20 protein-coding genes and 2 pseudogenes are annotated in these 23,367 nt (G+C 36.5%); 11 read left to right on the forward strand and 11 right to left on the reverse strand.

The window, feature by feature from the left end:
* Nucleotides 1–127: 127 nt before the first annotated feature.
* The 4 genes from RBL01_RS06495 (at nucleotide 128) to RBL01_RS06510 (ending at nucleotide 5,719) form a co-directional block, all read left to right on the forward strand.
* Complete coding sequence (locus RBL01_RS06495) at nucleotides 128–976, forward strand: DegV family protein (RefSeq protein WP_002298432.1); 849 nt, start codon at nucleotides 128–130, stop codon at nucleotides 974–976.
* Nucleotides 977–1,206: 230 nt separating this feature from the next.
* Nucleotides 1,207–1,686, forward strand: coding sequence for a DUF6530 family protein (locus RBL01_RS06500; protein ID WP_002286073.1), 480 nt, complete (start codon nucleotides 1,207–1,209; stop codon nucleotides 1,684–1,686).
* Between the two features lie 32 nt (nucleotides 1,687–1,718).
* The gene (locus tag RBL01_RS06505) at nucleotides 1,719–3,947 is read left to right on the forward strand and encodes an AAA family ATPase (RefSeq protein WP_002318675.1); all 2,229 of its coding nucleotides are present in this window, start codon (nucleotides 1,719–1,721) and stop codon (nucleotides 3,945–3,947) included.
* A gap of 128 nt (nucleotides 3,948–4,075) precedes the next feature.
* Complete coding sequence (locus RBL01_RS06510) at nucleotides 4,076–5,719, forward strand: glycoside hydrolase family 13 protein (protein WP_002302020.1); 1,644 nt, start codon at nucleotides 4,076–4,078, stop codon at nucleotides 5,717–5,719.
* 72 nt (nucleotides 5,720–5,791) lie between these two features.
* Here RBL01_RS06510 and RBL01_RS06515 read toward each other — a convergent pair whose 3' ends face one another.
* From RBL01_RS06515 to RBL01_RS06540, 6 genes are all read right to left on the reverse strand, one after another.
* Nucleotides 5,792–6,337, reverse strand: coding sequence for a TIGR01440 family protein (locus RBL01_RS06515; RefSeq protein ID WP_002302021.1), 546 nt, complete (start codon nucleotides 6,335–6,337; stop codon nucleotides 5,792–5,794).
* A gap of 22 nt (nucleotides 6,338–6,359) precedes the next feature.
* Nucleotides 6,360–6,845 (reverse strand): ECF transporter S component, encoded by a 486-nt coding sequence (locus RBL01_RS06520; protein WP_002286069.1) that lies wholly within the window; start codon nucleotides 6,843–6,845, stop codon nucleotides 6,360–6,362.
* On the reverse strand, nucleotides 6,835–7,647 hold the full coding sequence (locus RBL01_RS06525) for a hydroxymethylpyrimidine/phosphomethylpyrimidine kinase (RefSeq protein ID WP_002286068.1): 813 nt from the start codon (nucleotides 7,645–7,647) through the stop codon (nucleotides 6,835–6,837). Before RBL01_RS06525 ends, RBL01_RS06520 begins: the two co-directional genes overlap by 11 nt.
* Nucleotides 7,648–7,786: 139 nt before the next feature.
* Nucleotides 7,787–9,316 (reverse strand): AMP-binding protein, encoded by a 1,530-nt coding sequence (locus RBL01_RS06530; RefSeq protein WP_002318677.1) that lies wholly within the window; start codon nucleotides 9,314–9,316, stop codon nucleotides 7,787–7,789.
* Between the two features lie 108 nt (nucleotides 9,317–9,424).
* Nucleotides 9,425–10,456, reverse strand: a complete 1,032-nt coding sequence (locus RBL01_RS06535; RefSeq protein ID WP_002302025.1) for a tyrosine-type recombinase/integrase — start codon at nucleotides 10,454–10,456, stop codon at nucleotides 9,425–9,427.
* Nucleotides 10,457–10,910: 454 nt separating this feature from the next.
* Entirely contained in the window at nucleotides 10,911–12,080 is a 1,170-nt protein-coding gene (locus RBL01_RS06540; protein ID WP_410779626.1) for an IS256 family transposase, read from the reverse strand.
* Between the two features lie 445 nt (nucleotides 12,081–12,525).
* On the opposite strand from RBL01_RS06540, the gene RBL01_RS06545 reads away from it, so the two are divergent.
* Nucleotides 12,526–13,512 carry a DUF2382 domain-containing protein gene (locus RBL01_RS06545; RefSeq protein ID WP_002318678.1) on the forward strand — a complete coding sequence of 329 codons (987 nt, stop codon included), beginning with the start codon at nucleotides 12,526–12,528 and terminating at the stop codon, nucleotides 13,510–13,512.
* A gap of 197 nt (nucleotides 13,513–13,709) precedes the next feature.
* Here the strand turns inward: RBL01_RS06545 and RBL01_RS06550 are convergent, their stop codons facing one another.
* From RBL01_RS06550 to RBL01_RS06560, 3 genes are all read right to left on the reverse strand, one after another.
* Nucleotides 13,710–14,471 carry an IS3 family transposase gene (locus RBL01_RS06550; RefSeq protein WP_410779627.1) on the reverse strand — a complete coding sequence of 254 codons (762 nt, stop codon included), beginning with the start codon at nucleotides 14,469–14,471 and terminating at the stop codon, nucleotides 13,710–13,712.
* 88 nt (nucleotides 14,472–14,559) lie between these two features.
* Nucleotides 14,560–15,900, reverse strand: a complete 1,341-nt coding sequence (locus RBL01_RS06555) for a HAMP domain-containing sensor histidine kinase (protein WP_307781017.1) — start codon at nucleotides 15,898–15,900, stop codon at nucleotides 14,560–14,562.
* 4 nt (nucleotides 15,901–15,904) lie between these two features.
* A complete protein-coding gene (locus RBL01_RS06560; RefSeq protein ID WP_002318783.1) occupies nucleotides 15,905–16,579 on the reverse strand; it encodes a response regulator transcription factor in 675 nt (224 codons plus the stop codon).
* A gap of 222 nt (nucleotides 16,580–16,801) precedes the next feature.
* On the opposite strand from RBL01_RS06560, the gene RBL01_RS06565 reads away from it, so the two are divergent.
* Genes RBL01_RS06565 through RBL01_RS06575 form a run of 3 tightly spaced genes read left to right on the forward strand, consistent with a single transcriptional unit; the run spans nucleotide 16,802 to nucleotide 19,222 of the window.
* On the forward strand, nucleotides 16,802–17,875 hold the full coding sequence (locus RBL01_RS06565) for an ABC transporter permease (RefSeq protein ID WP_002318782.1): 1,074 nt from the start codon (nucleotides 16,802–16,804) through the stop codon (nucleotides 17,873–17,875).
* Between the two features lie 5 nt (nucleotides 17,876–17,880).
* Nucleotides 17,881–18,567 carry an ABC transporter ATP-binding protein gene (locus RBL01_RS06570; RefSeq protein WP_002286060.1) on the forward strand — a complete coding sequence of 229 codons (687 nt, stop codon included), beginning with the start codon at nucleotides 17,881–17,883 and terminating at the stop codon, nucleotides 18,565–18,567.
* A gap of 7 nt (nucleotides 18,568–18,574) precedes the next feature.
* Complete coding sequence (locus tag RBL01_RS06575; RefSeq protein WP_002324090.1) at nucleotides 18,575–19,222, forward strand: TetR/AcrR family transcriptional regulator; 648 nt, start codon at nucleotides 18,575–18,577, stop codon at nucleotides 19,220–19,222.
* 72 nt (nucleotides 19,223–19,294) lie between these two features.
* Here RBL01_RS06575 and RBL01_RS06580 read toward each other — a convergent pair whose 3' ends face one another.
* A complete protein-coding gene (locus RBL01_RS06580; protein ID WP_002325707.1) occupies nucleotides 19,295–20,080 on the reverse strand; it encodes a hypothetical protein in 786 nt (261 codons plus the stop codon).
* Between the two features lie 144 nt (nucleotides 20,081–20,224).
* Between RBL01_RS06580 and RBL01_RS06585 the strand changes: the two are divergent.
* Nucleotides 20,225–20,677 (forward strand): annotated as a pseudogene (locus RBL01_RS06585) (class C sortase); the annotation flags it as partial.
* A 151-nt stretch (nucleotides 20,678–20,828) separates the two neighbouring features.
* Here the strand turns inward: RBL01_RS06585 and RBL01_RS06590 are convergent.
* Nucleotides 20,829–21,705, reverse strand: a pseudogene (locus tag RBL01_RS06590) (MurR/RpiR family transcriptional regulator).
* A gap of 206 nt (nucleotides 21,706–21,911) precedes the next feature.
* Here RBL01_RS06590 and RBL01_RS06595 point away from each other — a divergent pair.
* Both RBL01_RS06595 and RBL01_RS06600 read left to right on the forward strand, forming a co-directional pair.
* Nucleotides 21,912–22,943: a Gfo/Idh/MocA family oxidoreductase gene (locus tag RBL01_RS06595; RefSeq protein WP_038809608.1), complete on the forward strand. Its 1,032-nt coding sequence runs from the start codon at nucleotides 21,912–21,914 to the stop codon at nucleotides 22,941–22,943.
* 88 nt (nucleotides 22,944–23,031) lie between these two features.
* Nucleotides 23,032–23,337 carry a hypothetical protein gene (locus tag RBL01_RS06600; RefSeq protein ID WP_002318775.1) on the forward strand — a complete coding sequence of 102 codons (306 nt, stop codon included), beginning with the start codon at nucleotides 23,032–23,034 and terminating at the stop codon, nucleotides 23,335–23,337.
* Nucleotides 23,338–23,367: the final 30 nt, after the last annotated feature.

Genomic DNA, 23,367 nt, shown 5'->3' on the forward strand with positions numbered 1-23,367 from the left:
AAAAACGGCAACTCGTATGATTACGCTTGTCGTTTTTCTATTTTCCAATTTTAGTTTCATATCTAATCTTACTTATGATATAGTTATAAGGTCTGGAAAAATTCTTTGAAACGAGGAAATTAAACACATGAAACTTGCAGTAGTTACAGATAGTTCGGCATATCTGCCGGAACGTATCAAGAACCATCCCGACTTATTCGTTATTCCAATCCCTTTGATTATGGATGGGAAAATTTATAACGAAGGAATCGATATCGAAGCGGATGAATATTATGGACTTTTAAAAAACAGTAAAGATTTTCCTACTACTTCACAACCTGTCGTAGGGGAAGTTTTGGGTTTATATGAGGAATTGAAAGAGAAAGGGTATGACACGATTTTAAGTATCCATCTTTCTTCAGGGATTTCTGGCTTTGTCAACACATTATTTGCGATGAAAGATGACATCAGCGGAGTAACGGTCATTCCTTATGACTCTAAGATCACTAGTATGCCGATGGGACACATGGTAGAAGCTGCCTTAGACTTAAATGATGAAGGTCAGTCCCTTGATGAAATACTTGCACATGTCGATCGAATCCGAGATAATACCTACGCTTATCTGATTGTAGATGATTTGAACAATTTAGTACGAGGAGGACGTTTGACAAATGGTGCAGCGCTGATTGGCAGCTTATTAAAAATCAAACCGATCCTGACATTTTCTGAAGGGAAAATTGTTTTATTCGAAAAAATCCGTTCAAGTAAAAAAGCATTTGCTCGAGCTGAAGAAATTATTGGTAGAAGAAATAACGAAATACAACCGCCAGTCAAACTTTACGTTATACATGCAAATAATTTAGAAGTAGCGATTGCGGAGAAAGAGAAATTGCAGAAAAAATATCCAAATGCAGAAATCGAAATTGGTCATTTCGGACCAGTCATTGGTACACATTTAGGTGAAAAAGCCATCGGCATTGCCATTTCAGCGCAATAATTCCTTTTATTCAAAAAACATACCAAAAATATTCCAACATCATCTTGGACTTTCTACATGTTACTAATGAGCGTGTAAAAGAACGAGATGGTGTTTTTATTTCTATCAACGAAGCTCTTTTTCTTTGCAATCCACACTTCAATCCTCTATAATGTCGCATATAGTTTAGTAAATGAGTAAACTACTAATTTACTTATTTACTAAAAATAAAAGGATGAGGAGTTAAAATAATGGAAATACCAACAAATTTAAAACATAAACCAGTAATCGTTGTAGAAGACTATGATAAAGTTGATGGAAGAAATGCATTAAATACGGACGCAAAAGGGCTTTCTCTGGGCCTTGCTCAGTGGAATGATCGTGGAAAAGTCGATATCTCAGGCAAGGTATGGCGACATACTGGAGAAAAATGGTCACGACAGTCGGAAGAATTACCAATCACACGTATTTTAGATTTAGCGATCTTAGCTGCGCAAGGAAGTTTATACTTCCAAGATGCTTATCGCTATGAAAAATTTTATGATCCAGAAAATCCAGTCGTAGACATCATTGGATTGCAAGGGAACCGAATGACGGTAGAAGTAGATACCAAAAATCCAAAGATCGATGAAGACATCATTTTGTATTACGATACACTACAAAAAGACGGAGAACTGATTGGGGAACGATTCCGTATTTTAAAACGTCTTTTAGATGAGCTAGGATATTAATAGACAGAGATGATCAAAAGGGGAAGAGAAGCATGGAGAATTTCTCACTAACAGAAAACCGAACCTTTTCACGGCTAGAAAAGCAAATGATCTGGAAGAAACCGAAAAGCCATCGGACAAGTGCAGAAGAATGGCGGATCGCCTCCGAAATTAAAGGGAATTGGCAAGATCCTGAAATGAAAATCAGTAACGTACTTTTGGAAGGAGATGCCGGGTCGGGGAAGACACAATTAGCCAAAGCACTATCTGCTGATCTGCAACTTCCCTATACAAAAGTGACCTGTTTTGCAGATATGGACAAATCAGATGTTTTCGGAGCCTTATTACCTGTAGTAGATTCTAATAAGGAACAAGACCAAGAATTACTAGAAGCTATTTACCAAACAGATACACTTGAAGCTGTACTGACACTGATCCAGAACCATTACGGCATTGATCCTTTTTCTGCTAAAGAAAAATTAGCAGAGCTAGTTCAAAGGATCGAAGCTGATTATCCAGATGCAATCCATTACAGCTATTATCCTTCTGAAATCGTTCGAGCGATTGAAAAAGGATATTTATTAGAGATTCAAGAGCCGACTGTCATCCGAGATGCCTCTGTTCTTGTGGCACTTAACTCAGCGCTTGAACCAAATGGGATGTTGAATTTACCGACAGGAATCATTCGTCGCCATCCAGATTGCGTCATTGTGATCACTACAAATCGAAATTACCAAGGAAATCGTCCATTAAATGAATCTTTAAGAGATCGGATGCAACATGCGGAAAAAATGGATCTTCCTGCCTTAGAAGTCATGGCAGAACGTGCGATGGCGAAAACCATGATCCAAAAACAAGAACTTCTCTTAAAGATGGCAGAGATTATCCGTTTGTTGGATGAAACTGCAAAAGCTAACGCCATCAAAGGTGTAGCAGGAATGCGTTCTTATTTTTATTGGGCAAATACCTATAAGCAAGGACAAGATTTACTCCAGTCGATTTATCCAAAAGTTTTGTATAAATTATCCACTGATCCAGATGAATTGGCAATTCTTGAACAAGCTTTGTCTGACAGTGGATTGCTACTGGAACTTCAGGACATATTGAGAAAAGAAAAATGGGGTCATCCTCAATCTGAGCATACAAAAGGAAGAACCATTAGCGCCGAAGAAGCAAATGAACGAAACATCACTGAAAATGCTGAAGAAATTCTGCGCTTAGATGAAAAGAAATCGTTGTCTGCTGAAGAACCAAATGAGGGAGAAGAGAAACAAGAAGAAACAATAGAAAAAAACGAGTTTCCTCCTCAAATGCAAAAAGAACGCAGTAGCGATATCGAAGGAAAAAATCAAAAAGAACAACAAACAGGAGATGATTCTCAAGAAATGTCTGCTTCTGACATGGAAGCACATGATAAGGAAATCAAGAAGCAACTGAATAAAGAAGCGCGACAAATCATGAAGGAAACGATTCATGAAAAAGAAGGTCTCATCGTTCACCGACCATCTTTCCAAGGAAAAACGCCGGAAGTACGTGAGCTACACATGCAAGTAATGCCAATAGTAGAATCACTTAGCCGACAAATTTTAGAGTTACTGGATAATGAACAAACAGAGACGTACCAAAAAGGAAAATACGAAGGTCAGCGGTTCAATGCAAGCAAAGTAGCATATGGTGATTTGAGGAATTTTGACAAAAAGAACCCGCCACATGAGCAACCTTCTTTAGCGGTAGCTGTACGGATCGATGAATCTGGGTCAATGATACGGGATGATCGGATCGAAGCGGCAAAAAAAGCAGCGATTGCCATTGCCGAATTTTCTAAGAAAGTCGATATCCCATTGTTGATTTACGGAGATACAGCAGACCGTTCGTCAAGAGAAAAGACTTCTTTGTTTTCTTATAAAGAATTTGAAGACGGATTTCAATGGTTAAATGAAAAATTAGTCACTATGAAACCAAGGCAAAACAATCGTGATGGTGCGGCACTTCGTTTAGCAGCAGAAAAATTAAACAGACAATCCGCAACAACCAAACTGTTGCTTAATATTAGTGACGGTCAGCCAAAAGCGTTGCCGGATTATACAGGCAAAAAAGCAAAAGAAGATATCCAGTCTGTTTTGAAAGAATATGAGCGTCAAGGAATCCTATTTGTCTCCGCAGCTATTGGCCAAGACAAAGAAGAAATCAAGTCGATCTACGGTGAAAGTCGTTTTGTAGATATTACTGACTTGAATGAATTTCCCAAGCAAATGATTCAACTGATTGTCCGCTATCTATGATAAAATAAAGCTCAACGAACGCACTTAGCAGATTCATTGAGCTTTTCGTTTCTAGTTACCGGTAACAAGGATACTTCTAAAATAGAATCGGTTATAATCAAGAGGGACCGTTAAAGGAGTGAAACGATATGATACAAGAACAAAAATGGTGGAAAGAAGCAGTAGGCTATCAAATCTATCCTGCTAGTTTCAAAGATAGCAACGGCAATGGTCAAGGAGACATCAATGGGATCCGTGAAAAACTTAATTATTTGAAAGATCTTGGTATCGGCTTTATCTGGATCAATCCGATCTATCAATCTCCATTTGTCGATAATGGTTATGACGTAAGTGACTATCAAGATATAGAAGAGAGATTCGGAACGATGGAAGATTTTGATTTATTGCTAAAAGAAGCACATGAATTAGGGATCAAAGTGATTATGGATCTTGTCATCAATCATAGTTCGGATCAGCATCAATGGTTTGAAGAATCGAAAAAATCTAAAGAAAGCCCGTATCGCGATTATTACATTTGGGTCGACGGGGTAGATGGCAAAGAACCGAATAATTGGACATCGATTTTCGGCGGTTCTGCTTGGGAGTATTCTCATGAAACTGGACAGTATTATCTGCATGTTTTTGCAAAAGAACAACCAGACTTAAATTGGGAAAGCGAGAAATTGAAAGAAGAACTATTCAATATGATCCGATGGTGGTTGGATAAAGGGATAGATGGATTTCGTTTAGATGCGATTTCTCATGTAAAAAAAGATGAATATTCAGTAAAAGCCACAGAGAACCCTTTCTCACCCTTTCAAAATGTCTCAGGAATCGAAGAACATTTGACCGATTTGAAACATGTTTTTGAAGAGTACGATATCATGACTGTCGGAGAAGCAAGTGGTGTCACTGCAGAAGAAGGACCACAATGGGTAGGGAAAGACGGTTATTTCGATATGATATTCGAATTTGATCATATCCATATCTGGCAGCAAGAAAAAGAAGGGCAATTAGATGTCCTTAAATTGAAACATGCATTAAGCGCTTGGCAAACTTCATTGGATGGTATCGGATGGAACGCTTTATATATGGAAAACCATGATGTTCCTCGTGCCGTTTCAGTGTTTGGAGATACTCGTCCCGAGTTTTGGGCTATGTCTGCAAAAGCAATCGCTATGATGTATTTCTTTTTGCAAGGTACGCCATTTATTTATCAAGGACAGGAAATCGGAATGACGAATATGCCCTTTGAATCGATCGATCAAGTTGATGCAGTAGATTCGAAAAGACTTTATAAAAGGCTGCTTGCGGAAGGTAAGACAAGAGAAGAAGCATTGGATATCATTCGTGAAACAACGAGAGACAACAGCAGGACACCCATGCAATGGACTTCGGAACAATATGCTGGTTTTTCTACACATGAACCTTGGCTGATCACTAATCCAAATACCAAAACGATCAATGTAGAACAACAAGAATATGAACCAGAGTCGGTCCTGCAATTCTATAAGAACATGATCCGCATTAGACAAACCAATAAAGGTCTGATATACGGTTCTTATAAAGAATATCTTCATGAACATCCACAACTTTATGTCTATGAAAGATATTTAGAAGATGAACAATATCTTATTATGGTAAACTTAACAGAATCACTTGCTGACTATGAACTTCCAAAAGAAGCAGATCAGTCCTGGACATTACTCTTGTCAAATTCCTCTAGCGGAGAATTTGAAGCTAAAGGCATACTAGCACCTTATGAAGCTCGGTTATATAAAACAAACAAGTAAAACTTCCTCGTTAAAGTTCATTAGTTGGACTTTGCGAGGAAGTTTTTCAGATTGCTCTGTCAATTACTCATTTCAATAATTCGCTCTAGGACCACCGATATATTTAGGACGAGAGCGAAGGGCTGTCACGTGAGCTTGTCCAAGGGTTTTCAAACGAGGTCTGACAGGTACTTGGACATGTTTGATATGCATACCGATTGATGTGTCACCGATATCGATACCGGCTTGTCCAACTACGTGTTCCACTTCGACAGGATCATTGAACTGGTCAAAAGCAGCAACAGAACAAGCACCTCCAGCATGTAGTGCAGGAACAACAGAGACAATTTCGAAATTTTTTGCTTCTGCCACTGTTCGTTCTACTACTAATGCTCGGTTCAAATGTTCACAACCTTGGACAGCTAGCGCAATTTCTTTAGGATCCAACAACTCTTTTAACGTACGGATGATCCATTGACCAACTTCCGCACTGGAATTTTTTCCAATATGTCCTCCAACGACTTCGCTTGTGCTGCATCCTAAAACAAAAAGATCACCTTTTTTCAAGCGTGCCTCAGCCAATATGTCATTAACTATTTCAGTCAATTGGTCTTTTAATTCTTTTTCTGACAACTTCATTTTCTAAAACCTTCTTTTTCAATTAATATTGCTTCCGTGCTTGAATACGTTGAAGACTTGCAGTTATAGGAAAGGCAAGTCCCATTCCAATCAGATTTTGGAAGATGTTTCCTGGTATAGAAGCCACTCCAGCCGGCCAATCATATAAAATCCAACCGGCGATACCATAGCCGATGATCATAACTAAGCTTCCTAATAAAAGCCCTAATCCCCACATACGAGTAGAAGATTTGCTGAAAGAACCAGCAACATATCCTTGTAACCCGTGGATCACTAATGAAAAAACTGCCCACTGCGGATATCCTGAAATCAAATCGATCAATAGACCACTGGAAGCACCAACAACTAATCCACCCGTTGGACCATAAAGAAAAGCAGCGGTATAGATCCCGGCCTCGCATAATGTCACAAATCCATTCGTAGCCGGTACAGGGATCAAAATTGTTAATGAAAGGGCAACTGTCAACGCAATCAGCATAGCATAGATCGTTAATTGCTTAGTTTTCATTTCTCATTCCTCCTTTTTGAATACCGCCAGACCAGACGCTTCCGGTATGATCGTTCATCAGCACACCATTAGAAATACAATGGGCAACAAATTTTTTACTTTCTGCTACTGCTTTGGTAAAGTCTGCCCCTAACACAAGATTCGCTGTTATTGCAGAAGAAAAGGCACAACCGGCCCCGTTTACTGTTGTAGTGTCGATTTTTTTATGAGAAAATACCTCATAATGATCAATTGAATAGAGAAGATCCACAGCTTCATCTCCAGCCATCCTTGTGCCGCCTTTGATCACAATGTTTTTTGTTCCTGAAGCAGTGAGTTCTTTAGCGAGATGGATCATTTCTGTTAACGAAGAGGGAAGAGCTTGACCAGAAAGTAAAGCAGCTTCTGCCAAATTAGGCGTAATCATCGTAACAAGTGGAAAAAGTTCTTCGATGAGCTGCGAAATATACAATTGATTGATCACAGCTTCAGTTTCTTTGAATGCCAAAACAGGGTCTAAAATGATTGGGATATTTTGTTTTGTTTTTATGAAGTCTCGAACAACCATGATTGCTTCACTTGAGTTCAATAACCCAATTTTGATACCATCTAATGAAGTCATTTTATCAATCGAAACTAACTGTCGTTTAAGCAATTCCAAAGATATAGATTCCAGCATAAATCGCTCATTAATATCTAGTGCCCCTATAGAAGTCAAGGCGCTTAGTCCGAATAGACCAAAATTCTCAAAAGTTTTTAAATCTGTTTGGATTCCTCCGCCAGCAAATGGATCAGAACCGCCAATTGTCAAGATTCTTTTCATAACATTTTCCTCCATGAATAAGAGTATAACGAAATTTTCAAAAAAGAAAAACAGCCAATTGGCATATTTTTATCTCATCCAATTTAAAAAAAACAAAAAGAAAAGAAAGACCAAAATGGATCTTTCTTTCCTTAAATAGTTAGGACTTTTGTGATTTTAATTCTTTCTCGATTTGAAGCCGTTGCACTTTCATTGTAGCTGTTCGCGGGATTGCATCAAAATCACGGATGATAGGGACGTTCAAGCGAGGAAGTTCATGGACTTGCTCCCACCATCGATTCCAATCCATTTCTTTGTCAGGAGCTAAAGCAATAATCGGTTGTGGAGAATGATTTTTATCCCTTACAATCACTACTTCTGCCAAAAAATCTAACGAATCTAATAAAAAGTCTTCAATAGCTAATTTACTATTGATCGTTTCGATCAAATCCACTTGCCGATCTTTCAAAAATAGGTGGCCATGCTTATCCATAAAACCGTAATCTCCGCTATCCCACCAATCGCCATAAACATTTTCCTGGAACCGTGCATCTTCCTTGTAATAAGTCAAAGCCCGTCCTTTAGACAGTAATTGTATATGACCATCTGTGTTTTCAGGTAGGACATTCCCAACTGAATCTGTAATCCGAGCGCTTGTCATGTCTTCCAGTCCAACGCCCATATCTCTTGCATCACTTGTTTTCAAACTCTCTAGTGTATGAGCCTTAAGAATCATTGGTCCGCATTCACTTTGGCCATATACTTGAAGAAATACCGCATCCTGTGCCATCGACGTTCGCAAAAATGTCTTCATTGTCTGGTTGTTTATAGCATCAAAAGTGGAGTGATAGTATCGGATACCCGAAAAAGCTTCTGGATGCTCCTTAGCAGTAAAACGCCACTGAACAAAGTTATTCGGATGGGTCTCTAGTGCAATTGGCCGGTGAACTTCCAACATATGAACAACTTTTGAACTTTGTGCGTTTGCTAAAGGCATCATAGGAAATCCCATGGACATCAAAGAAGAGATACCAATATTGAATCTGGAATGCACTGGAGAGATGTGAAAAGCGATTAATTTCTTTTCCGAAATTTTTGTGAAAACTGTTTTTTGCCATTTCGTCCGCCATCCCATAGAATGAGCAGAATGACAAATAAGTTTAGGGATACCAGTTGTACCAGAAGTATGGGTCATATAAGAAATTTCATTTTTGTCTAAAAATGATTGAGAAACAGACAAATCAGGTTGTTCCATTAAATAAAGAATAGGAATCTGTTTTGATTTTGTTCCATTTGAAATTTCTCTCACTCGCTTTTTTGTCTCATCATCAAATAAAATGAAAGGGTCTTCTAAACGATCGATAAATACTTCCATTGTTGTTGGTAGATGATAAGAAGTCATGACAGGCACTGCACCAAGGTAAGACACAGAAACAGCTAGAAGGTATGTGTCAAAAGCGGAACTCTTATAAATAATAACTTTGTCTCCGGATTTCACTCCAAGATGAGCCAATTGACAAGCCCGTTTCAACACACTTTCGCAGCATTTTTTGTAAGTTGTTTCAAGTCCTAATTCTGGGAAAGCTGAAAGTGGCTCATCAAAGATAATCGGGGTCTCGGAAAAGTTAGCTGCAGCTTCTTGAAAATTCGTAAATAAGTTCAAAGGGGAATACGTTATGGTCTCCATCATTCACACTCCATTATCTTTTGTTAAGTAATACACAAATTCAAGATAATCGTAACATAATCCTTTATATAGTAACATAGTTTATTGTGAAAAAAAGATCATACATTTGTTTTATATGGAAGAAACCTGAACGAATGCCGCTAATTCGTGATAAGAAAAATCAACCATCTTTTCCCAGATATCTTGAAAAGAATGGGATGAGAGGTATCGATTACCACATAAATAATTTACCGCGTCAGCATCATCTAAATATAGTTCTGCATAATAACGATATGTTTTTCTGCATAGTTCTGGCGATACGTTTTTATATACTGTAATTTTGCTCAAAATTTGGCGAATAGTCCGAGGAGAAATTTGCTGATCATGTGAGGAACGAAAAACAAAAGAATTTTCGTCCGTATTTTGTGCTGTTAACTCAAAATAGTTCTCCAGAAACGGCATCGCTTCTTTTGGTATTGGTACTTTATTCAGTCTGTTTTCTTTTCTATTCAGATTAAGAATCTGCTTGGTCAAAGATACATCTTTACGTTTAAGTTCTACTACTTCATGGATCTTTAATCCGCAATACAGAAGAATGGCAGTAATTGCAAGGTTCCTCGGTCGATTCTTTTCTTCAAAGCTAGCTTCTCTGCTTGTTCGAAAGCCTTCAATCGGGATAAACAAATGCTCAAAATCTTTGAAAAGTTCTGCATCGATATATCGCGGAGCTGCTTTGGTTGTTTCCGGTAAACTTGTACCCAAAAGAGAAATCTCTTCTTCAATCAGTCCTTTTTGATACAAAAATCGTAAAAAATGATTTAATGAATATTGCTTCCTTGAAATCCCGTAATAGCTATTTTCAAACAATTGCTCCGTTTCTTGGTTCGCTGTAGTTTGGAACGAACGAGTATGTCGATAGATTTTAGCTAAGAAATTCTGATAATCTTGTTTTTCTAAATGGATAATCAGCTGATCATCCACTTCTTCAGAAAATACTTTTCTCAAATAATCAGTAAACAGATGAAAATCTTTTGCGTATTCATAGCGACTGCCTAATGAAAGGGAAGAACGATTTTCTTCTAAAAACTGTTGAAAGACGGAAGGGAGCAAGTGTGTACGTTGCTTTAACTTTTCTTGCAGTTGTTTTCTAGTTTTGCTGTCCATTACAAATTCCCTCCAATAGTGTTCATTTTCTATATTTTACCGCATTTCATCAAATGAAGATAGACAGTTTGTCTTGATCTTAGGAAGCAAATTTTTAACTGTCTTTTAAAAGTACTAGCTAAAAGATTTGAAGTAAGAAGATACATTTTTAGTTATTTTATTAGTGCAGTCATTCTTTTGATATTTTAATTGATTTATCCTCTTTTTAGCTATGTGGTTACTTCATGAGCAATGAAATGGATTTGGTTCGTTCTAATGGCAGGAGGCTTTTTCTTTTATTTCCGAAAAATTAGAAAACATTTTTTCAGAATCGATTGGCTCTCCATTTATTCAATAATGGTTTGTCTAACGATATTGTTGGGATAATTCTTAAATAAGTATTAGAAATAGTTGGTACTTCATTGGTTGCGTCAAGAATTATGTGTAAATGGAAAAGCCCATTCTGTTGATCAAGTTAAAACATTGATTCTAATGTATCATGTATTTCTTTAAAACCTTTATGAACTCGGCATAGAAACTTTTGATTATAGTTGTTGAATTGAGATACTAGAAATCTCTCCAGAGATTCTTCATTAGGAAATTGCTCTTTTCTTTTGGTATATTTCTTTAATTGTTTGTTAAAACCTCCAATCAAATTAGTTGAATAAATAGTTCTTCTGATTGACGGAGGGAAATTATAAAAGGTTAATATAGCAGGATTCATGAGCAATTTAACCACTCGTGGATACTGCTTTTTCCATTTATCTATCATAAACCTTATTTGATTATTTGCTTCTTCTTTTGAACTTGCTTGATAAACTAATTTGAAATCGCTACAGATTTCTTGTCGATCACTAACACGAACCTTATGAGCGATATTTCTAGATATATGGACACAACATTGTTGAAATTGAGCATTTGGATAAACACTATGAATACTATCGTTAATGCCACTTAAACCATCAGTTACGACTAATAAAACCTCTTTTAAACCACGGTCTTTTAGGTCTTGAAGAATCTCTTTCCAAACATAAGCAGATTCAGTTGGAGCAAGACTAAACCCAAGAACCTCTTTGGTTCCATCTAATCGAATGCCAATTACAATATAAACTGCTTCTTTTGAAACAGTTTGTCTTTTTAAAGGAATGTGAGTAGCATCCATAAAAATGACAGAGTATCTGGATTCTAAGGACCTTTCTTTAAAGGCAATAATATCTTCAGAAACTATTTTAGTCATATTTGAAATGGTTTGTGGCGTATAGTGATGCCCGTACATTTTTTCAATCAATTCAGAGATTTCAGACATAGTAATTCCTTTTTGAAATAGCTGAATAATAGTGGTTTCTAAAGAGTCATTGGTTCTTTTATAAGCAGGTAAAGTTTGTTGAGAAAACTTACCATTTCTATCTCTAGGAATCACCAAATTTAATTCTCCATACTCTGTTCTGAATGAACGTGAATAATTCCCATTACGGGAATTACCTGAATTGAACCCAGCACGATCATATTTTTCATAATCAAGAAAAGCTGTTAATTCAGCCTGCAATAATGAATTAACAGCTAATTCTAAATGACATCGAAATAATTCATCTAAATCACCTTTATTGATTAGTGTTTCCATAATTTCTGTAGTAAAATTGGGCATGAGAAAGTCCTCCTATAAAATTTCGGTTGTGGTAACTTTAATTTTACAGAATGGACTTTCTTTTTTTCTACCCTAAATATCTATTTACACAAAATATTTTACGCTATCACTTCATTACTTTACATGAAGATTTATTCTATGGTAGGAGCAATTATACTGAGAATTAATCCTTTTTTATATAAGTTGTTTGCTTATTGATGGATTGGATAAATTAAACCATCACAACGAGTGGAAATTATATGAAATTTTTCATAAAAATTCATATAGAAACAAATGACATTTTATTAGAATATGACTTTCATTAACATAAATGTTTTCAAATTTCAATTAAATTATTTTAATTAAATTCCAATCTAAATATTTGTAGAAAACAATCGTCTCCTATAGAATAAATTTATAAGTAACAATATACCAATCATAAATCTATTTGCTAGGAGGAATTTACATGGAAGAGAAAAATTTAACGGTCATCGGAAGCTATAGTACGAGGGAAGAAGCATTATCAGTAATTGAACGGTTGCGTAACGAAGGGTATGAACGAGATGATATCGTTATTTATACTACTGATGAAGCAGCATCTAGACTAGGATTTGACGGATTGTCTGGTATAGATGTTGAAACAGATGAAAATCGGATGGATGGTGAAGAAGACCGTTCTTTATGGGAAAAAATAAAAGATACTTTTTCTTTTGATACCTATGATTCTGAGACGGCTACACCAGAAAATGATCCTTTATATCAATATAGAGGAGATATTTCTGATGGAAAATTTGTCATCACAGTAAAAGGCTATCGTCAGCCAGAAACAACAGAAGATACAATGGATACACAAGATACTGTTAGCCCAGCAAGCACAATGGGGACTGGATTAGAAACTGGCACTGGAACAGATCCAATGGACGTAGGTGGCACGACAGGCTTTCAAAATACAACGGATCCATTGAATATGACACCAGGAACTGATCCGATGGACGTACCTGGCGAGACTGATACAATGGGTACAAGCAAGACTGAAGACATCGATCGCAAACCAAATCTAGATGATGATACAATTCAACTAAAAGAAGAAAAATTAGATGTAAATACACATGATGTGACAACTGGAGAAGTCGACATCCACAAACATGTGGTCAACGATACTGAAACGGTAGAAGTACCGGTCAAACGTGAAGAAATCGTCATCGAACGCAAACCAGTAACAGATCAATCTTCACAGGGAACAGACGAAAACTTGGAAGATGACACGATTACTATCCCAATCAAAGAAGAGCAAGTAGATGTAAGCAAACATACAGTTGTTCGTGAAGAAGTTGGGATTCATAAAGAAGAACATGAAGATGTTGAAAAAGTGACAGAAGATGTTAGCCGAGAAGAATTGGATATTGACACAAGCGGTGATGTACACATTGAAGACCGCAATAAAAAATCGTAAGCGTAAGCTAAAGAGGTTGTGACAGAAGTGGTCAGCTTAAAGAAATTTCGGCTTGTTTCCGAAGAAGCTACTTCTGGAACACCGTTTATTCGCAACAAAAAAGGGCTGTGACAAGATTTTTTGTAGTGACCCCCAAAAGTTAGACTTTTTTGGAGTGGAGAAATCCACTCCTTTTTTCATGCTCTAAAATGATATTTTTACACAACCGTTGCGGTTGTTTTACGAAATTGGATGGGACTTTGCCAGTTTAATTTCTGTTTTATCCGTTCATTATTGTAGTAATAGATATAGCTATCGATGGCTGATTTTAATTCCTCGAAACAGTTATAAACTTTCCCGTGAAAAATCTCTTGTTTTAATAAGCCAAAAAAATTCTCCATAAGTGAATTATCTAAGCAGTTCCCTTTCCGAGACATGCTTTGAAAGATTTTGTACTCCTTCAATTTGTTTCTATAAGCTTTCATTTGATACGCCCAACCTTGATCTGAGTGAAACGTACGACGATATCGTTTCTCCAACTCCTCGATGCGTTCACGTTCTTTAGACGTTGCTTTAGTTGTAGATTTTTTCTTATTTTTGGGTTCATTTTTCTTAGACAAGATAGGTGGACATCCTTTCGTTTTTGAGAGTCCATCGATCCCACCCTCACGGAATTGACGCATCCACCTAGCGATCAAATTAGGGTTGTTCATGTTAAGTGTGTTGGCAACTTCACGATAGGACAGCTCACTTGTTAGATATAACTCTATCGCATCCAGCTTAAATTGAACAGAATATTTTTTCTTTTGTCGCTTTCTTACTAGACCCTCTTCACCAAATTCTTGATAGGCATTGATCCAGCGCTTCACTTGTGATGGAGCCTTAATGGAATACTTCTTTGCCAGATAATCACTTCCGCCTTTACCATCCAAGTAATCATGAACGATCTTTAATTTAAGTTCAAAAGTATACTTAGCCATAAAAAATACCGACCTCCAAAAGTTAGATTTTTTGGTCTAACTTTTGGGGGTCGGTACATTTGTCACAGCCCTTTTTTAGGGATAAGCATTATTTTTTAGGCTTCAACGGCAATTGGACTTTAAAATCGACTCCTTGTGGAAGATAATTGGATACAGAAATTTGTCCATGATGCTGTTCGATTACCTGTTTTGCAATTGCCAAGCCAAGCCCGTATCCGCCAGTCTCTTTCGCCCTAGATTGATCTTCCCGATAAAATCGATCAAAAATCCTTGCTTGATCTTCTTCACTGATAGAAGGGCCAGTATTCTTTACGTGAATCAGCCATTCTTTATGGTTAACAGATGAGTCCAAAATGATCTTATCTTCTGGATTCGTATATTTTAATGCATTATCCAGCAAAATAACCAAAACTTGATGGATTTTTTTTTCGTCAATTGGTACTTCTAATGTTGCATCGTTATGGAGAATAAACTCTTTTCCATCTATGGTGGCCATCTCTTGAAATGGTTTAACAAGTTGTTCGATATATTCTTGTGTATTGATCATTTGCTTTGAAAGCAGCTGCTGATCAGAATCATTCCGAGCGATTGTCAGCAAATCCGAAGTCAATCCAGTGAGGCGCCTCGTCTCTGACAATGCTTGAGCGATGCTTTCGGATTCTTCAATAATAGTATGATTAGGCTTGGTAAAAAGATGTTCCAAACTATTTTGAATAATCGTTAACGGTGTGCGCAATTCATGAGAAGCATTCTCAACAAATTTTTTTTGTCTTCTCCAAGAAAGAATAATAGGGCGCATGCTTAGACTAGACAAGTAATAACTGATACCAATAGAGAGAATCCAAAAAACAATCATACACAAAATCATAATCGTGCGAAAAGTCGCTAATGAATTCTTGATTTGATTTGTATTTTCTAAAATTTGGATGTAGGCAACGCCATCTTGATTCGTCTCCGCTTTTTTCGTAATCGAACGGAAAGAGAGGGCAGATGAGCCACTGTCTTCATTTAATTCAATATTTTGGATGGTATTCAGATTTTTCGTATCCATTTTTAATTCTTTGATTTGGTTGAAACGCCCACCAATAGCTGCTTTATTCAATATCTCACCATTTTTAGACCACAAGATCACTTGAGTGTTAAAACGGTCATTTGATGGTTCCATTAATGGCTGTTCCATGTTTGTTCTGTTTTGTTCCGTTTGAGTCGGGTTTAAAAAGGGATCGCCTTGCTGATATCTTTGTATCTCTAATTGTACTGTTCGAGAATCAAAATTTATTTTCTCTAATGACAGATCTGTTTCTCTGTATGCAGATTGGTTTAATATCTGTAAAGTAATGAATCCCAAAAGAAAAAAGATAAAAGCAAATGCTGCTACATTTGTCGCAAAAAAGCGACTACGTTGCTTTCGTGTAATATCTCCATTCATTGCATCACACCCTTTGCAGTATATAACCGACATTACGTAAGGTTTTGATTTCTTTATCCAATCCAGTACTTCGCAGATGTTTTCGTAAGTTGCTCATATAAACTTCAATAACTGTAATCGTCGTATCAGAATCAAATCCCCAGATCCGGTCAAATATCTGCTCTTTTGTCAAAATGATTCCCTTATTTTGTAAAAAATAAACGAGCAATTCAAACTCTTTTCCTTGTATGGGCAAAACTTGTTCTTTATACAAGACTTCATTGCTTTTTAAATCATAACTGATATCCTTATACTTCAGAACATTTTCATCAAAGAGACCTAGCGAGCGTTTCAATAATGCTTTCACGCGCATGATCAGTTCTTCTCGATAGAAAGGTTTTGTTAGATAATCATCTGCACCTCGTTCAAATCCTTCAATCTTATCTTCCAAACTATCTTTTGCAGTCAAAATCAATACTGGAGTCTGTATTTTTTCTTTCCGTATTTTTGCTAACACTTCATATCCATTCATTTCCGGCATCATCAAATCCAAGATTGCAAGATCATAAACTCCACTTTCCAACTCGAACAATCCTTCACTACCATCATAAACTTGTGTTATCTCGCCGATTGCAGCGAGTATTTCTTTTATATTATTGGATAATACTTTATCGTCTTCTACTACTAATAGTTTAATCATTTTCCCACCTCATTGATTTGGTCACTTTAGTTTATCATGGAAAGCATAAATAAGGCTTAAATAAATTTTTTATGACTCATGTTAAGGTTTTATCGAAAGATGTCTTAGACAATTTATTGATAAGAAAAAAAACAACATAAGTGACAAAATGTCACTTTGGAGTTACACTATTCAACGAGTGACATTTTGTCACTATCAATCTATCATAGGGAGGAAAAACAAATGTTTCTAGCTATCAAAGAAATTCGCTATTCTAAATTACGATATGGCTTGATCGTCGGTATTATGTTCTTGATTGCGTATGTCGTATTCATGTTGTCAGGACTAGCGAATGGACTTTCAGAAGAGTTTAAAAAAGCAATCGATGATTGGGACGCACAAGAGATTGTTTTATCGGAGGATGCAAATCAAGTATTTGCAGCTTCACAATTAACAAGAGGAGATCTGAAATACATTGAAGAAGGAGAGAAAGCACCAATCGGATTGTACAGCGGAGCAATCAAAGGAAAAAACAAAGAAAATGTTACAGTTTTCGGCACAACGAAAGAAGCATTTTTATTACCAAAACTCACGAAAGGGCATGAATTTAAAACAAAGAATGAAATCATCATCTCTCAAAATCTGGCTGATTCAGGCTATAAAATTGGAGATACGATCAAAATTGGCAGTTACGACGATCCTTTGACGATTGTTGGTATCTTTCCTGAAACTTATTACACAGTTTCTCCCGTCATCTATGCGTCCCTAGATACGTGGACTTCTTTGAAGTATGGACAACAGCCGTTTGCTTCTGAAGAAGAACAGCCGATCAATGGGATCGTAATAAAGGATTCAGCTAAAATTTCGAAAGAAAAAGCATCGAAGGGTCTACAGTTATTAACTATTGGGACATTCATTGAAAGTATTCCTGGCTATTCTGCCCAAAATATGACCTTAAATGCGATGATATACTTTTTGTTCTTAGTGGTTGCTGCCGTGGTCGGTATTTTCATGTACGTGATGACACTTCAGAAGACTGCTATTTTTGGAGTAATGAAAGCACAAGGGATCAAAAATTTCTTCATCGCTAAATCTTTAGTAGCACAGTCCTTTATTGTTGGGGTGGTAGGCGTTCTGCTTGCTCTTTTGTTTGCTTATTTGACTAGTCTGATTTTACCAAGCGCGATGCCTTTTGCTGTTTTTTGGTCACAATGGTTGCTATATAGTGGGATTTTGATCATTGTTGCAATGCTAGGCGGATTGTTTTCGATACGTACGATAACCAAAGTAGACCCAATTACAGCAATAGGAGGTTAATAAAAATGAAAAAAATATTAACGATGAAAAAAGTTACCAAAACATTTGGTTCTGGTCATACAAAGGTCTCAGCTTTGAAAGCAATTGATTTTTATGTAAAGGAAGGAGAATTCGTCAGCATCATTGGTCCTTCTGGTTCAGGTAAAAGTACTTTCCTTACCATTTCAGGAGGATTGCAAACACCGACTTCCGGAGAAATAGTGATCAACGGTCACTCTCTAACTGAGCTTCCAGAAAAAAAACGAGCAGATTTACGCTTTAAAGAAATTGGATTTATTCTCCAAAGCTCTAATTTGATTCCTTTTTTAACGGTAAAGGAACAATTTGAACTAGTCGACCAAGTTACTTCAAAAAAAGAAGATTCAACAAAAATCGATTCCTTGCTGCAATCTTTAGATATCCAGTCACTTAAAAATAGTTATCCTAAAGACCTTTCTGGTGGAGAAAGACAGAGAGTGGCAATTGCTCGCGCTTTATATAATGAGCCAAGCTTGATCTTAGCAGACGAACCAACAGCTAGTTTGGATACAGATCATGCATATGAAGTCGTCAAATTACTAGTTAAAGAAGCTCATGAGAAACAAAAAGCGACTATTATGGTTACTCATGATGTCCGTATGATTCAATGGAGTGATCGCGTTTATCGAATGGAAGATGGGTACTTGACAGAAGAAGAGAAAAAGAAGGAATGAATCCTTCATGACAATGAAGGGCTATCCACGTATAATCAGAGATAAAGGAGAGATGTGGATGCCAAAAGAAACTTTTTTCAATTTATCGAACGCAAAGAAACAGAGAATCGATGACCTATTACTGGAGATATTTTGCTCACAGCACATCAGCCAAGTCAAAGTCTCAGAGATCGTTGACAAGATAGGGATGTCGCGCGGTGCTTTTTATAAATATTTTCAAGATTTGGAAGATGCTTATTTGTATACGATCAAAAGCAGTTCTCACATAGTCCATCAAGATATCTTAAAATTCATTAGCGAAAACAAACAACATTTCTTTTTGGGGATCGAAAAATATTTAGAGTGGTGCTGCGACTTAGATCACGAAAGTATCTATTGGCAAAGGTTATACTTGTTAACCCAGCGAAATGATCAGCAGACAACCAAACGTAGAGAACTATCGGCTGATTCTCCAATGAACAAAAAATGGCTGGAATTATTAAGAATCAATCATTTCTCCATTCAATCGTCGGAAGAAGCAGTTAGTTTCCTATACTTTTCCATGTCCCTCGTAATGAACACATTGACGGATCTCATTGCAAATAATTGGACAAAAGAAGAGTTGTTAAAAGACTTTCGCTATAAATCTCGTTGGATTGCTGAAGGAATACAATAAAAAGAAACAGCTATGTGTATTTGTCCTGAAATTTTTATCAGGGTGGTTTATACATAGCTGTTTTTTGATTATTCATAACTCGAATAAGCGGATGAGTTCTTCTTCATTTGCGAATGACACACTATCATCAATCAATATATGAGGAACATGGGCATTCAAAATGGGTTGATTCGTAACGATCAGATCATACTCGAGAAGATTGTATTTCGACAGCTGATCTTCAGTAATAGCAGTTGTCTCAGAGTGAATTTTATGCACAGCAAGAATATCACTGATATATTCTTCAATATATTGACTATGTCGAAGACTTAAGTCACTGATGATCAGTATTTTTTTATCAGAAGTATAATGGTGAATTTCAGGATTACCGATAAGCATCCAAAAGATATAGCTAGATAAATAATAAATCAGATTCTGATTCAGTAGAGTGGAATAAAATTGAAGTTCTGCACGAAATCCAGCATATAGACGTATCTGGCGGTGTTGCATCTGCTGTGCAAAGTAAGTTGCACAGATCGTCAAATGAGTCGTATCGTATGGGAAAATACGGGAGAAAAAATAAATTTGCGTTAATAATTGAACAACATATTCTTCGTTTTTTTCTTTGCAATCAGAGGATGAAAACGAACAGTAGGACATATTTTTTCGTATCTGCTCACTGATTTCATTTTTTTCTTTCTCCGAAAATTCTGAAAAAATCGTATTGACAAAATAGTTCACTACTTTTATATAGCTGCTGTACTTCAATTTTCCTAAGAGATTTTTCAAGATTAAGAAGTCTTTTTTATCGATATTTATCAACTGTACATAAGAGTCTCCAGCTTTCCATTCAAATGGAGTTCCTTGGGATTCTCTCATGAGATGCACAACAAAATACATAATAAAGAAAGATTGCTCATATGGGCTTTCTTCCTGAAACAAATTCAACTGACAATTATTCTTGACCATAATTTCTTTGATCTTCTTTTTTTCGATTGGAAATGGCAGCGTGCGTCTTCCGTATTATTGGAAGGAACGTCTTATCCTACGGGGGGAGAAAATACACATGCCGTTATTTCCAGCCATCGAGGACTGCCTCAAGCAAAGTTGTTCACAGACTTACCGAAACTGACTTTAGGTGATTCTTTCTATATCGAAATCAATGGACGGACACTCGCTTATCAAGTCGATCAGATCAAGACGGTAGAACCGACTGATACAAAAGATCTGAGAATCGAAAAAGGGCAGGATTTCGTGACACTCCTAACTTGTACACCTTATATGGTCAACAGTCATCGCTTACTTGTCAGAGGGCACCGGGTTCCTTATCATGCAAAAGAAGTTCAAAAAGAAGTACAGAAAGTATCCGAGAACAAACGATTTTTCCTGTATGGATTGTTAGCTGCATGTATACTGATTTTCCTCCTTCTTATATATCTTTTTCGTCAATCGTTCAAAATAAGAAACAGAAGTTAGCTATTCCTCATTTCTATAATATATCTATTCGAATCGTTCCGTAAACAAACAGGCTGAAGTTTGAAAAAGAAAACTTCAGCCTGTTTTTATGATGATATCAAAGAGAGCCTATCAAACACTATCTTCCTCATTACTAAATGAGGATCTTTTCTTAAGTTTTCCGATATTCTTTAAGAAGGCCTTTTTGCATCAATTCTTGTTTGTTTTTCAAGTTGCGGATATTCTCTTCAAAATTTTGAGAATATATCACTGAGAATAACGTATTTAATACGTAATCGAAGGCAATTTGAGAGGAGAAAGTTGCTACTTTAGCAAAATCATATTCCTCCTGCGATATAACAAGACACATATCAGCCTGTTTGTCCATTTCTGAATGCTGATTTCCGGTAATCAGCAAGGTAGGGGCCTCTACATGCTTCAAATAGGTCATTATTCGTTCATAATGATGGATGCGACCGCTGTAGCTAATAAAAATGGCGCAATCCTCGCTAATCAAATTGGCTGCATTCCAAGAAGAATCACTGTATTCTTCGGCCATGATCAAAAACTTATTCAACTTGACCATTTTATTCTGGAATTTCCTTTCCGTGATTTGAGAATCACCTTTTGCAAAAAGAAAGATTCGCTGTGCCTTGTTCAATACTTTACCGATTTGATCTAAATCTTCATGTTCAATCTGCAATTGTGCTTTTTTTATTGACTGGATCGATAAATCCGCCATTTTCTTTGCAATTTGCTGAGTGCTATCTTCACTTGAAAAAGGAAAATTAGGATCAATCGTTTGATTGAACTGAGCAATCAATTGATGAACTTCCCACCCTAACTCGAAACGGAATTCTTTAAATCCGCTGAATCCCATTTTTTTTGCATAAACGAATGATAGCTGAATGGGAAGTATACGTAGCTTTTGCTAATTCTTCAATCGTCATGTAGACTGCAGCTTCGATATTCCTACGGATGTAATCGGCAATCCGTTTCTCTGTCGTGGTAAACAACTCTTGTTTTGTTAGTTTTTCTTCAATAAGCATGATCTGACCTCCAAATTCTATCTTACTGATAAACACTTGGTTCCGCTACTATCTTTTTGATTTTTATCCTTACTTTGAACATTAATTTCATCAAACCGAATAATAACAAGTGTTTTTCTGAACTTTTTTACCAGAATAGCTATTATAAATACTTTCTGCGCTTTTCTAGGATATACTGAAAACATCAATAAAAGGAGGCACCACTCATGCTTACAATCGCTTATCTTGGCAATGGAAAGAGTACAAATCGCTATCATTTGCCTTTTTCAAGAAAACTTACGAACAAAATCAATATCAAAAAAATTTTTTCCCCATCTGAACCAGTGCGGAAAACATTCGAAGACATCGAATATACTGATCAGCTGTCTGATCTTTGGGATGATCCTGAGATCCAATTAGTTGTCATCACTACACCTAGTCAATTTCATTATGAATATGGAAAAATGGCACTCGAACATGGTAAGAATATACTAGTAGAGAAACCTTTTGCAGAAACGTCAAAGGAAGCAGAAGAGTTATTTGCATTAGCAAAAGAAAAAGGGCTATTTATCCAATGTTACCAAAACAGACGGTTCGATTCTGACTTCTTGACAGTCCAAAAAGTAATCGAAAGCGGAAAATTAGGGGATATTTTAGAAGTAGAAATGCATTATGATTATTTCAGACCGGAAGTACCAGAAAATACGCATGAATTTTCTACTGCGAACAGCTATTTATATGGACATGCTTGTAATACAGTAGATCAAGTTCTTTCTTATTTCGGCGAACCAGATGATATCAGCTATGATGTACGTCAACTTTTAGGGAAAGGACGAATGAATGATTACTTCGATCTGGATTTTTTCTATGGAAATATGAAAATTTCGATAAAATCCAGTTATTTCCGCATCAAAGAACGTCCAAGTTTCGTCGTTTACGGAAAAAAAGGGATGTTCGTGAAACAAACAAAAGATCGACAAGAAGAACATCTGAAAATGTTTTACATGCCTGATCACGAAGACTTTGGTATCGATTTGCCCGAACATTATGGTGTATTGACCTATATAGATGAACAAGGGAGTTATCATGAAGAAAAAGTAATTTCCGAGGTTGGTGATTACAGCCGTGTCTACGAAGGGATTTACGAGACATTAGTTAATGGCGCAGAAAAAGTCATCAAAGATGAAGAAACAATCTTACAAATGAAAATTTTGGAAGAAGGAATCAAAAGCATTCAAGAATCAGAAGGAAAAATATGACATATTTGTAAGAATCGGGTTTGTTTTTTGACGCATAAACTGTCTTATTGTACGATGAAAAAGTATAGAACTACTAGGAGGAACCAACATGACAAATTATGACGGTGAAAAACACAAACGATTAAGAGGTTCAATGGCCCCTAAAACAGAAGAAGAAGTGGCTTTAGCAGGAACTAATTCTGGTGAAACAGAAGACAAAGAAGAATCATTAGCTGGCACAAACTCTGGTGAAACAGAAAATAAAGAAATAGCTTTATCTGGTTCAAATTCTGTAGAAGAGGAAACAAAGCCTAATGAGCCCAATCACTTTGAAAAAGATATCGAAAAAGCGGTTGAAGATGTCAAAGAAAAATTTGAAGAACTGACCTCAAAAAATAAACATGATCATCATTGATCGGACGAAATCAATTCATAAAAGCAGGAG

This window comes from Enterococcus sp. SB12 (assembly GCF_030910025.2).
In the GTDB taxonomy this organism is placed as follows: Bacteria; Bacillota; Bacilli; order Lactobacillales; family Enterococcaceae; genus Enterococcus_B; species Enterococcus_B faecium.